Genomic DNA, 11,954 nt, shown 5'->3' on the forward strand with positions numbered 1-11,954 from the left:
ACTTGTAAGCTAAAAGACCGAAGCCTTCCGCATCCGCTATCAAGCGCCCACACTTATCGGTTGTTTGTTTGTTAAAGAACGGCACCCGGTTCGCTTTGCTTACCGCGTCGCTGCGTTGTCCGCAGCAGAGAAACGAGACTATAAAGAACTTTCTGCGATTAATCAAACATTTCGAGAAATTTTCTTTACCCCGGCGAGCATCGCTCGCCCAAGTTAATCCCCGCTTCATTTTCTCCCCGCCTGCCTTGCGGCAATGCTTCGTGCGACGGGGGAGCGAATACTAAGGCTTCCCTATTCGGCTGGCAAGCTTTTTTCCGGAAATTTCCATAAGAGCCTCTTCGGCCTCTTGCAACCAGCAAAGGCTTTGCCGGGCATTCAGCATCACTCAAGCTGGATCTCTCCGCTGAACTGGATCTTGACGTTCAAGGCAGCCAATTCCAGCGTGACCACGACCGGGAAGTGCTCGCTGCCGGTGACCGTGCCGGCGGCGATCGCGCTGGAGACCGCCTGCTCGATCTCGCGCTGCGAGCTCACGCCAACGACCTTGAGGAACTTGCGAATGCTGAGATTGAAGGTTTCTTCGTTCATCGCGGTCAATCCTTGACAGTGACAATGGTCACGCGGCGATTCTCGGGGGCAGTGGGATTCTGCATATTCAGCGGCTCGGTGGAGCCTTTGCCGACCGGCGTCAGACGGTCGGCGGCAATGCCGCCCTCCAGGGTGAGGTACTCCGCCACCGCCGTGGCGCGGCTAGCAGAAAGCTTCAGGTTGACATCTGCCGCGCCGCGAGGGTCCGCATGCCCTTCGATACGAAACTTGTAGGGCAATAGTCTGCTTGACTGCAGCCCCCGGGCAACCTTGCCGAGAGCAGCACGCGCACTAGCGGTCAGCTTCGACGAACTGCTGTTGAACGTGATCAGCAACTGCGCGGATGGATTTCTCGCCGGGCTGCCCAGTTCCTGCGCCGCCGGGACATCGCGGTGCACGATGCCGAGCGTCTCGGTCCTGTCGGCCGCATCTTGCGGGGTCAAGGCATTGGTGATCGATTCCACGCTGATGTCCTCTTCCCGCATCACGTTGTCGCCGGCATGAGCGGCAGGACAAGCAGCCAGGATGCAAAGCGCCGCCGACAACACGCGGACCGGCCGCTGCAAACTGGAAGGAAAGTGCATGATATTTGCCATATTGAAACTCCAGGTATTGCCGTGCTTCCACGCCGTGCGACGCACCGTCAGCATCCTCGCCGTTCATTATAGGAGGGAGATAACATTCGCCAGCTTCGCCCAAGCCCCCTAATCCGCGCATTGAACGAGCGCCGAAATCTGCCTGAGCCTCGCGCCGGGCTTCACCTCCGGAGCCGGCGGCGGCATGGATGGCGCCGGCGCGGCCGACATCGCGGCCAAGAACTGCCCAAGGTCCTGTGCTGGCACCGCGACGCTGAGTTCAGGCTTGTCCGCGTACCGCCCCACGATCATGCCAAGCAGCGCCCCCTGCGCGTCGACCACCGGGCCTCCGCTATTGCCTTCATGCAGCGCGGCGCGCAGCACCAACAGACGGTGGCCCTTCGGCTGAACAGTGCCTCGCACGGACCCGAGCGTCATGACCGGCACCAGCGGTGTCGATGGCGTCAGGCCAAAGCCGATCGTATAGACCGGCGCGCCCCGGCGGACGGATCTGGCAATCGGCCGCGCTGCCGTCTCTACGGTACGGTTGGTGGCGAGCAGCGCTATGTCCCTCTGGTCGTCGATGGCCACAAGCGATGCGGGCAGACGTTTCAGGTCGGCTGGCCAGACATCGATCTGCTGGCAACCGCGTACAACGTGCGCGCTGGTGAGCATCTCTCCGGATTGCGTCACAAAGAACGCCGTACCGCTGCGAAGCATCCCATCGTGGCTCTTGGCCTTGCCGGCGAGATGACTGATACCGTCGGCCGCTTCGCACGCGGGCCAACAGCCGATCGCCCCGGATGCCAATATCCGGCACAACAGCAAGGTGCGTCCGCGCCGTTCCCTGGTGACCATGCCCGAATCACACTCGAATCACGTTATTGGCTGGCAAGTTCCCACTCTCCCTGTGCGTTGCGACACGCGCGTGAAGTCTGTTCGTATGACTTTCCTTCCTTGACATAGGTTTCGGTGAAGTTCCGGCACGTCTGCGCACTCGCCGACTTCGTATATCCGCTGAGCGGCTTGATGGTGCCGGAATTCCCGGTTTTCGGGTTATGCCAGGTTCTTGGCTGGTTGTTCTGCGCGGTCTGCAAGGATTGCTTCAATGCCGCCTGGCGCGCTTCGCGGTCGCGCTCGTCCATCTCCCGGCCAATGATGCCGCCAAGCAGCGCGCCCGCCATGCCTCCGGCGATCACCGCGCCCGCGTTGCCATGGCTGAATAGGCCGCCAAGCGCTGCGCCCGTGCCGGCACCGATCAATGCGCCCGAAGTGGTCTTGCTCATGCCGGATGAATCGCCTTGCGCGCACCCGGCAAGCACCGCGCCGGCGGTTGCGGCGCAGGCAATTACTGAAGTCCATTTGTTCATTGCATCCATCCTCCGACTGTTAGGCGAAATCGCCCTCTCCCTTGGCTACATGGCCCAGACACCGACGCGAGCACGTCGTGCCTCCTGCTCGGCACTGGCATATTGGGCTGGCGCGCCGTCTCTCGTGCGGGCCCAGCCGTTCCGGAGGGCGTGCTCGCCAATGTCTTCCCCATCCGCGAAGCACTGAAAGGCCTTGTCCCTTGCAAAGCATTGGAGCTGGTTGCCCTTGCCCTTGAGATAACGCTGCATGGCCTGGGCAGGTCTTCCGTCTTCGCCGTGTATGGAGGACAGGTTGACAATCTTTCCCGAGATGATCAGCGCGCCCGAATCCAGCACTTGCGCGACCGTTCCCTCAAGGTCCGGCTTAGCCTGCGGGGACGAAGGCTTTGGAATCAGGGCGATCGGGGGAAGTTCGATCGGCGCTTCCTGCGGGGGCGGCTCGGGCACGGCAATCCGCGGCGGCACATCCGCTGTCAAAGGCGGCGTTGGGGGCAAGGCCTCCGGATGCCGTGTCAGCGTCATCAGCAGCACGCCCGCACCGACGGCGAGCCCGGCGGCAGCCGCGCCGAGACCGATAGTGCGATACGGCGGGCGCGCCCGCACCGGACCCGGCTTCACCATCGTGGTGTAGGTTGAAGGCGGCGAAACTGCCCGGGACTGGGCTTCGTTTGCAGCGGTCGGAGCTGTTGGACGTGGCGCGGCGTGTCGCGCGGAATCCCCGGCGCCACGCGGTTGGGCGTCTGCGTTCACGCGGGTATTTACGCTCGGATTAACGCTAGTGTTGATACTTGCACTGACGTCTGTACTGGTTACTGCATTCACGCTCTCGACTCGGGTCGTCTTCAGGTCCTGCGTATTGAACATCCGAAGGACGCCATCGCTCACGATATCCGGTGCATCCGCAAGCAGCGTAGCAGCCCCCAGCGCACGGCCAAATTCCTCCACCGTGTCGAACCGGTCTTCGGGTGCCTTGGCAAGCGCCCGCATCAACGCCTTCTCGACGCCGGGATCGAGATCCCCGCATAGCGGGGCCAGCGGTGGCGGCAGCGTCTCCACCTGCGCGCGCATCAGTTCATAGTCGCTGGTGGCGTTGAAAGGCAATCGTCCTGAAATCAGTTCGTACAGCACGGTCGCGAGGCTGTACAGATCGCTTCGGCCGTCGCCTTCATGGCCCCGCAGTTGCTCGGGAGACGCGTAGGCCAGCGTGCCGACGATGTCGCCTTGCTGCGTGAGGCGCTGCGAACCCTGAATGCGCGCAATGCCAAAATCCATGATCTTCAGCGTGCCGCCATCCGTCAGCATCAGGTTCGACGGTTTGATATCGCGGTGAATCACCCCCATTTTGTGTGCGTAGCGCAGCCCCATGACGGCCTGAATAATGACCGCGAGACTATCCCGCACGGGAAACCGGCCGATACGCTGCAGGACGGTCTCGAGCGTGTGGCCATGAACCAGCTCCATCACCATGCACAGCGTCTCGTCGTCCTTGAACAGCGCATACAGCGTCGCGATGTTCGGATGGTTCAGCTTGGCGAGGCTGGTGGCCTCCGAGCGAAAGCGCTCCAGGAATGCCCTGTCCAGGCTGAGTTCAGGCCTCAGGGTCTTGATGGCCACATCGCGCTCGAGTTCGATGTCGAACGCACCATAGACTTCACCAATCCCGCCCCGCCCCAACAGGGTGCGGATTTCGTAGTGGCCTATCTGTCTGGCTGACATGGCGAGTCCGTCAACAGCATTACGTTCAGAATGGGCGGGTCGGTTGCGTCGAGCGAACCGCCGCGCCACCCGTTGCCGGCAGCCGCTGCAAACTGCAGATGGCAACCGACGCGTTATCCAGCCCTCCCGCCACGCGAGCGAGTTCGATCAGCTTGCGGCAGGCGTCTACCGGGTCAAGCCGCGTGACCATCGATGCAATCGTCGCTTCCTCGATCTGGTCGCTGATGCCGTCGGTGCATAGCACCAGCGCATCGTCATGCTCCAGCGGAAAACCATCCGCTGCAATAGCTGGCGCATGGTCCGGCGCGCCGAGTGCCCGCAACAGTACGTTCTTGTCGGGGTGCATGCTGGCCTCTTCCGCCGTCAGGAGACCATCGCGGTACATCTTGCCGACGAGCGAATCGTCTTCCGTCAACTGCCGAAACTCCCGTTGGCGAAGGAGGTAGATCCGGCTATCGCCGATGTGGGCGATATACGCGAGGCCTTCGACAATGGCAACCGCGCTACAGGTGGTTCCCATCCCATCGCAAGCGGGGTCGACGGCGGCACGCTCGCGGATAGCCTGATTGGCGGCGACAAATGCGTTTTCCAGCGCCGCCGCTGGCGCGCACGAACTACGGTAGTACGCATGAAGCACCGTGCGCAGCGCAATCTCGCTCGCCACTTCGCCTGCCGCATGCCCGCCCATCCCGTCGGCCACGACAGCGAGCGCTCCGGCACGCGCGAACGGATCGTCCTCGCGTGGAATCATGCAACCGACCGCGTCCTCGTTGTGGCTGCGGACGCAGCCAACGTCGCTCTGCATCGCGCACCTGACCAAAAGCCGCGATCGATCCGCTGGACGAGACTGGTCGGCGTACATGTCAATCTTCCCGTGGGCGTCAGTTCAGCAGCAAATCGAGTCCGTACTTGATCGGCACTGCGAATGTGACGCGTTCATCGCCCATTGAGCGGGAATAGGTAAACAGTCCAATCACCTTGCCGTCGCGGTCGAACACCGGGCCGCCGCTGTTGCCATGGCCCGTAGCCATCACCGTCAGCTGATAGACGTCGCCCAGGTCATCGTAGGTCTGCACATTCTTGTCTGCCTTGACCGTGTCGCCGACCTTCGCGATGATGCCCTCCGTTACCGTGGGCTGCGGAATCAGTTCGACCAGATTCGTAATATTGCCGCCTTCGCTCGATTGAACGATCGCGTGCTTCTCTTCGGAAATGCCGGGATAACCGAGCACGGTCACCCGCTCGCCAACGCGCGGCCGGGTGCCTACCGAGGCAAGATTGATGGTGGGCAATTTGCGCGTCGCGTCAATCTTGATCTCGGCCACATCCGCTTCGGCGGAGGATTTGACGAGACGCGCCTCGATGCTGTCCCTCGTATCGGGAAAACGTACCGACAGGCTCTCGTTGCGCCCCTCGAGAACGGCCAGGGACATGGCGCCGAGCGCCATGCCTCCCGGTACGCCGAAGTTCGGCCGGATCAATCTCACCGGGTGGTCGAAGTCCCAGCCTTTAAGCTGCCTGAAAGCCTTTGGGTTGATCCGGGCGAGACTGACTTCGCCCTGGCCAGTCGTCGATACACGAATCAGTATGCCGCCGTTGGAATCGAAATCCATCCAGCCCGGCACCTTCCATCCCTGCGCGACGTGCTTGTTCGTCAGGATAAAGCCCTGGTCCTTGACGACGAAGCCACTGCCGCGTCCACCCACCTCGATGGGAATGCCGCGATGATCGTCGTCGTCCGTCGTCAGCCAGCGCTGGATGGGATTGTTATCGATCTGGATAAAGCACGGAAGCCGCAGGTTTTCGACGATGCAGATACGCTGATAAACCGGGCGACCCGTGTTCTTGTCCACGATGTGCCAGCGGGCTTCCACGACCACGGTTGCCCCGCCGAAATCCGCGACGATTGCCTCGGGGCTCTTGCCGAACAGAATGCCAAAATGCGCAAGCGCGCCGACGACAATGGCACCCAGCACCGCAACCGCACCGGCGCCGATGAGCAGCCTGCGCCCGCTCGAGCGGCTCTGCTGATTCAACATCCGCACCACGGTCTCTTTACCCACGCGATCATCCGTGGCTTGAGCCGGGACAGCCGGAGCCGGAGCCTGAGCCGGAACCGACGGGTGGCCCACCCTGGTTTCAGCAACCGCCTTTGCGTTCACGCGCGTCGGCGCAGGCGCAAGAACCGGCCGCGGATCCAGATCGAAGGCCAGGCGCGGACCGCCTTCGCCCAGTTCGATGGTGTCGCCCGGCGCCAGCAACGCCTCGTCCTTGACCGGGCTGCCGTTATGGAATGTGCCGTTGCTGCTGCCCAGGTCAACCAGCGTGTAGCGAGGCGGAGCGTCTTTCCCGATGCGAATGGCGGCATGCTGGCGGCTGACCAGATCGTCGTGTTGCGGGTCAAAGACGACGGTAGCGGCCGGATCGCGGCCCAGGATCAGTTGATCGAACCGGTCGGCCTCGAACTGCTCGATCTGATGTGCCTTCGAGCCGGACAGATGAGTAATGATGATGCGCGTCATCCCGGTCTCCGTTATGGTTGCCGGGGAACGTTTTTGGAACAATCGGTTCCTATCGCGCCAAGCGACAAAGCCGCACCCAGCGCCATCACGGTGGGGCTAAGGTGCAACATGGACAAAGGTGAAGATCGCCAACGCATGCGCGCCCCTGAATGGCACCGGCAGGTGGCGCATCGGAGCGCACTGCCAGCGGCATTTCCCCCGAGCACTTGAAATGCGCCTGCACGGCGCGAAATGTGACGCTATGGTGGTTCTTATCAAAAAAGTATAGGTTATGCGCAATCGCTTCGCCATCTGGCGGCAGGCATCGTGACCGGTGCAAAGTCACCCTCTGAATACATCGCTCCCCTGGGCGGCACCGCATGTTCCACGTGGGCTCTCGTTTTCGTCAATGGAGAGGCATTGCACTTAGACGGCCACCGCCGCAGGGCCTATTCTTCAACCATGACCCGGCCTGACAGGAGGATCTGGTGATGACGACGATCTGGACCATAGCCGCCGATAGCAGTCGCGCCCGGATTTTCCAGGCACAGGGAACGGGAAACGACTTCCGGGAAATTCAGGACTTTATCAATCCGCTGGGACGCGCCAGGGACGGCGAGCTGCGCCAGGATGCCCAGGGACGTTACGCTGGCAAGGGCGAGCCGGGCCATTCCGTGCCGCCCCGCACCGACCCGATCGAGCGGGAGCACGATGCGTTTGCGCGGATGCTAGGGCAATTCCTCGAACAGGCCGGACTGGAGCACCGCTACGACAAGCTTCGCCTGGCCGCCGCGCCGAAGTTTCTCGGCAGGCTGCGCGAGCACCTGGGCAAGGCGGCCCAGAAGGCGGTGTTCGAGGAGCTCGATGAGAATATCTCGAAGCTGAAGCCCCTTGACATTCAGCGCCGGTTGAACCGCGGCTGAGGCCGACTCTGATCGGTCAGCCACGGAAAGCCAGGTTCCCGCTCCGAGAACCCGGCTTCCCGCCCCTGCCCGCCCGGCACCACGTTCGCGCGACATCGATACCGCGCTGGCGAGTGCCAGGCAGGCCATGCTTGCAGCGTGTCTTCCCGCGCTAGCAGTTCATTCGGCAAATGCCCTGAGCTGGCCCTGCGTATCACCCCTTGTTCAGCCTCCTCCATACAGCGTGTTCAAGCGCGCCATCATGCCGTCCTTCCGGGCGCGGATCAGCAGCAACGCCCCCCTCGAAGCGCAAAAATTCGTTGCGCAATTCGGCAAGCCAGAGGTTTTGCAACCCCATACCAATGATCGCGGGCCGGGTCACCGTGCCAGACGCAAGCGAGGGGGCAATAACCAGCTGCTACCCACATGGCGGATGCCGACGGCACACAGGGCGTGGACCTGGCCCCGGGAATAAATCGCAGCCAAGGCCAGTCATAGGTAGGCTAGGCACAGGAGAGTACCGTGGATGCAACCGACGAGTCCCGCCGCTTCTCTGAAGTGGCGCTGCCGCACCTGGACGCAGCATACAACCTGGCACGCTGGCTGAGCGGCAGCGCAAGCGACGCGGACGACATTGTGCAAGATGCCTACTTGCGCGCATTCCGTTTCTTCGACAGCTTTCGGGGCGATAACGCGCGCGCGTGGTTGCTTGCCATCGTCAGGAACACATGGTTCACGGAATGGCGCAGGCGGTGCGACGCAGCCGACCGCACGCCCTACGATGAGACGCTGCACGGCGACGAGCGTCTGCCGGGATGGATCGACGACATCGGCAGCAATCCCGAAATGCTGGCGGTCCGCCGGGAAGATGCGAATCTGGTCCACCGCGCGCTTGAACAACTGCCGGTGGAATATCGCGAGGTGCTGGTATTGCGCGAACTGGAGGACATGAGCTATCGCGATATTGCCATCGTCGCGGGCATTCCGATCGGCACCGTGATGTCGCGGCTGGCGCGTGGCCGCCATCTTCTCAGCGCCTCTGTGCGCGCCGCGCAAGCCCCCGCCCGAAGCCATGACGACGGCATCGCATTTTCCCGCTCGCCTGTGCCGGGACATTCGATGGGAGTGCATCATGAAGGATGACAAGACTGGGAATTCGTTGCACGGCCTGCTGCACGATGGGTCGCTCTACTATCGCGCGCCGCCGCATCTGCGCGCGCGCGTGCTAGCCGGGCTACCACGCAAATCCCGCCATCCGCCCTGGTTAGCATGGCGCAAGCTTGCCACCCATCCTGCACTGGCCTGGGCTGGCGGTGGCCTTGCAGGTGTCGCAGCCTCCGCGCTGGTGGTTGGTGTGCTTGCCTTGGGTCAGCCACCGCGAACCGCCATGCTGGGCGATGAGATCCTGTCGAGTCACGTGCGTTCGCTGCTGTCGCAGCATCCGGTCGACGTTGTGTCAACCGATCAGCACACTGTGAAGCCATGGTTCAACGGCAGGCTCGACTATGCTCCGCCGGTCGTCGACCTTGCGGCGCAGGGCTTTCCTCTTGCCGGCGGCCGGGTCGACTATGTAGGCCACCGCACCGTCGCGGTGTTGATCTACCGGTACCAGCAGCACCCGATTGACCTGTACGTGTTCCCGGCACAAAGCGGCATCCCGGCGCCTGCGGTCTACTCGGCCGACGGCTACGCCATGGCGCGCTGGTACCAGAACGGCATGAACTACTGGGCCGTCACCGACGCGGAGCCGGTGCACCTGGACACGTTCGTGCAGGCGGTACGAACAAGCCAGGGCCAGTAGCGGGAATAGAGCTGCCAACGGCGCCGCGCACGGTCATTGCCATCTCGACTCCCGGACCTCGCTGAGCAGACGGCGGAGTTCCCCCTCCAGCGCGCGATCGCGCCCGATAAAGGGAATCGCCGCATTCAGCCTGTCAGCGAACGGTGCTAGCGGCGGCGGGAGGGCGTAGCCAAGGCGCTGGCGCAGCGCGACGGCCTGGCGCACCGCGATCAGCATGGCAGCAGCCACCTGCTCCGCCAGTTCCAGCACCCGCAGGCAATCACGGCTGGCAACGGTGCCCATGCTGACCTTGTCCTGGTTGTGGCATTCCGTGGAGCGGGAGAATGCCGTGGCCGGCATGGTCTGCTTGAGTGCCTCGGCGGTCCACGCCGAAACGCCGATCTGCAGGGCTTTCAGGCCATGATGAAGCCCGGCATCGGAGCCGGTGGCGCCAGAGAGGTTGGCAGGCAGGCCGTGGTTGAAGCGCGGATCGACCAAGGTCGCCAGTTGGCGGTCCAGCAGGTCCACCGTGCTGGCCACGGCGATCTTGAGCGCATCCATCGCGAACGCGATATGCCCGCCGTAAAAATGTCCCCCGTGCAGCAACCGCTCCTCGTCCGGATCGACCAGCGGATTGTCGTTCGCGCTGTTGAGTTCGGTCTCGATCCAGTGCCTCGACCAGTCCAGCGCATCCTCGAGCACGCCGATGACGTGCGGTGCGCATCTCAGGGAGTAGCGATCCTGCAGACGCCTCGAATGCCGGGGGGCATTCGTATCGCCAAGCCGTTGCCTGATGCGCTGCGCGGCACGCGTCTGCCCCGGATGGGGCTTGGCCTCGAATAGCGCCGCGTCGAAATGATAGGGGTTGCCATCCACCGCGGCGACAGCGCAGGCCGTAATCGTGCAGGCCAGACGGCTGAGGCTGGCGGCCCGCTGCCATGCCAGGCAGGCAAGCCCGGTCATGACCGCGGTACCGTTCATGATGGCCAGCGCCTCCTTCGGACGCAGACGAAGCGGCGGGCGTCCGATCGCCGCAAGCGCCTCGCCGGCGGGCTGCCGCCGTCCCTGATACACCACATCCCGCTCGCCGCACAGCGTGGCGGCCACGTAGGACAGCGGCGTGAGATCTCCGCTGGCGCCGACCGAACCTTCCGCAGGGATGCAGGGCAACACGTCATGGGCCAGGAACGCCGTCAGTTGCTCAAGCAGATCCGGGCTCACGGCCGAGTATCCCTGGCAGAGCGACGCCAGCCGGGCCGCCAGCACGGCCCGCGTTTCCTCTGCGTCCAGCAGGCGTCCCAAGCCGCAGCCATGGAATGTGTAGAGCCCGATGGGCAGTTCATGGGCACGCTCCACGGGAATCGCGGTCTCGCACGAATCGCCGTATCCGGTGGTCACGCCATAGATCCGGCCGTCTTCCTCGAGCAGCCGGTCGAGAAACGCCATGCCGCGCGCGATACGGGAACGGAATCGCGAATCCACCGACAGCATCGCGCCGGCCTCCCGCCGCGCCAGCGCCACCACGGACTCGATGGTCAAGGGAGAGCCGTCGAAGACAACGGGATCTGCGGCAAACGCGGGCTGGCTTACCTGCCCGGCAAGGCTGTCACGCATCGGTTGTGTATCGGTCATTGCGATAACTTGGGCCTGTCGGCGCCAGAGCGCGCTAAGCGGCCGGCATAACAGGCAAGGATGAGGGTTCGGCAGGCACCATGCGCCAGCACCGCGGATTCGGCATGGCGCTGTCCGCCATACCGCGCAGGTCGGCCGCGCATAGCGCTAGCACGACATCGCGCCCGGACCAGGTGCAGGCGTGCGCATCATCCAGGCTGGCGGGCCGCGCTTCCATGGCCTTGCCCAGTATGGTGGGAATCAACCCGCCGCCGTGACGCTTGAGCCAGGCTTCCTTGAGCGTCCACATCTGGTAGAAGGCCTGCAGCTGCCCGGCCGGCTCCGTGCCCGGCCAGGGCGCGGACACTGCTGCGCGCTCGGCCTCGGTGGTAATGGCTTGCAGCAGCGTGTCCATTCCCTTGCGCGGCCGGACTCGCTCGATATCGAGGCCTACCGGATGATCGGATACCGCGCAGGCAAGCTGGTCGCCCGAGTGAGAGAGCGAAAGGAAGGCTGGCTGCGGGCCGGTTGCTGCCGGTGCCTCACCCTCGCCGCCGGACAGCACCCAGTCCCGCCAATGGCCGCCAAGCGCTTCAGCCAGCAAGTGGCGCGCCAGCCAGCGGCCCGCGATGAACTGGGCCGTGCGCGCAGCGGACGGCATGGCGCACAGGCGCGCGAGCTCGGCGCCCGTCATCCACGCGTGCGCAGGTAATGCCTGTGCGGCGAGGCCGGCCACCGATCCGGTACGCAGGAAAACGGGCACCGCGATCAGGCCGTCTTGGTTGGCGGCCTTTGCGTAACTGCCCTTGAGGGCGACGCCACCACCGCACCGGCGTGACATGCATAGTCGGTCGTGTTGGCCAGCGCGTTGTTCTTGTAGTAGCTCACAGATCTTCCTTGTTGTGGGTAAG

13 protein-coding genes are annotated in these 11,954 nt (G+C 63.6%); 3 read left to right on the plus strand and 10 right to left on the minus strand.

Annotated elements, in window-relative coordinates:
- The 8 genes from AC1DQ3_RS31050 to AC1DQ3_RS31085 all read right to left on the minus strand — a co-directional run.
- Positions 1 to 229 (minus strand): hypothetical protein (locus AC1DQ3_RS31050; protein ID WP_477123954.1); only part of this gene is annotated, 229 nt, incomplete at its 3' end.
- A 152-nt stretch (positions 230 to 381) separates the two neighbouring features.
- On the minus strand, positions 382 to 588 hold the full coding sequence (locus AC1DQ3_RS31055; RefSeq protein WP_477123955.1) for a DUF6494 family protein: 207 nt from the start codon (positions 586 to 588) through the stop codon (positions 382 to 384).
- A gap of 5 nt (positions 589 to 593) precedes the next feature.
- The gene (locus AC1DQ3_RS31060; protein ID WP_477123956.1) at positions 594 to 1,052 is read right to left on the minus strand and encodes an OmpA family protein; all 459 of its coding nucleotides are present in this window, start codon (positions 1,050 to 1,052) and stop codon (positions 594 to 596) included.
- A gap of 240 nt (positions 1,053 to 1,292) precedes the next feature.
- Positions 1,293 to 2,021, minus strand: a complete 729-nt coding sequence (locus tag AC1DQ3_RS31065; protein WP_477123957.1) for a S1 family peptidase — start codon at positions 2,019 to 2,021, stop codon at positions 1,293 to 1,295.
- 23 nt (positions 2,022 to 2,044) lie between these two features.
- A complete protein-coding gene (locus tag AC1DQ3_RS31070; RefSeq protein WP_477123958.1) occupies positions 2,045 to 2,449 on the minus strand; it encodes an RT0821/Lpp0805 family surface protein in 405 nt (134 codons plus the stop codon).
- 129 nt (positions 2,450 to 2,578) lie between these two features.
- Positions 2,579 to 4,249 carry a protein kinase domain-containing protein gene (locus tag AC1DQ3_RS31075; protein ID WP_477123959.1) on the minus strand — a complete coding sequence of 557 codons (1,671 nt, stop codon included), beginning with the start codon at positions 4,247 to 4,249 and terminating at the stop codon, positions 2,579 to 2,581.
- Between the two features lie 25 nt (positions 4,250 to 4,274).
- The gene (locus tag AC1DQ3_RS31080; protein ID WP_477123960.1) at positions 4,275 to 5,054 is read right to left on the minus strand and encodes a protein phosphatase 2C domain-containing protein; all 780 of its coding nucleotides are present in this window, start codon (positions 5,052 to 5,054) and stop codon (positions 4,275 to 4,277) included.
- Between the two features lie 76 nt (positions 5,055 to 5,130).
- Complete coding sequence (locus AC1DQ3_RS31085; protein WP_477123961.1) at positions 5,131 to 6,771, minus strand: trypsin-like peptidase domain-containing protein; 1,641 nt, start codon at positions 6,769 to 6,771, stop codon at positions 5,131 to 5,133.
- A 470-nt stretch (positions 6,772 to 7,241) separates the two neighbouring features.
- Here AC1DQ3_RS31085 and AC1DQ3_RS31090 point away from each other — a divergent pair, with 470 nt between their 5' ends.
- From AC1DQ3_RS31090 to AC1DQ3_RS31100, 3 genes are all read left to right on the plus strand, one after another.
- The gene (locus AC1DQ3_RS31090) at positions 7,242 to 7,673 is read left to right on the plus strand and encodes a host attachment protein (RefSeq protein ID WP_477123962.1); all 432 of its coding nucleotides are present in this window, start codon (positions 7,242 to 7,244) and stop codon (positions 7,671 to 7,673) included.
- A 501-nt stretch (positions 7,674 to 8,174) separates the two neighbouring features.
- Positions 8,175 to 8,795 (plus strand): RNA polymerase sigma factor, encoded by a 621-nt coding sequence (locus AC1DQ3_RS31095; protein ID WP_477123963.1) that lies wholly within the window; start codon positions 8,175 to 8,177, stop codon positions 8,793 to 8,795.
- The gene (locus AC1DQ3_RS31100) at positions 8,785 to 9,453 is read left to right on the plus strand and encodes an anti-sigma factor family protein (protein WP_477123964.1); all 669 of its coding nucleotides are present in this window, start codon (positions 8,785 to 8,787) and stop codon (positions 9,451 to 9,453) included. The genes AC1DQ3_RS31095 and AC1DQ3_RS31100 overlap by 11 nt, the downstream gene beginning before the upstream one ends.
- Before the next feature lie 33 nt (positions 9,454 to 9,486).
- On the opposite strand, the gene AC1DQ3_RS31105 is transcribed toward AC1DQ3_RS31100, so the two are convergent.
- Together AC1DQ3_RS31105 and AC1DQ3_RS31110 are read right to left on the minus strand one after the other, a co-directional pair.
- A complete protein-coding gene (locus tag AC1DQ3_RS31105) occupies positions 9,487 to 11,046 on the minus strand; it encodes an HAL/PAL/TAL family ammonia-lyase (RefSeq protein ID WP_477124031.1) in 1,560 nt (519 codons plus the stop codon).
- Positions 11,047 to 11,098: 52 nt separating this feature from the next.
- A complete protein-coding gene (locus AC1DQ3_RS31110) occupies positions 11,099 to 11,884 on the minus strand; it encodes a 4'-phosphopantetheinyl transferase family protein (protein WP_477123965.1) in 786 nt (261 codons plus the stop codon).
- Between the last annotated feature and the right edge of the window lie 70 nt (positions 11,885 to 11,954).

Source organism: Cupriavidus sp. 01T418, from assembly GCF_056398885.1.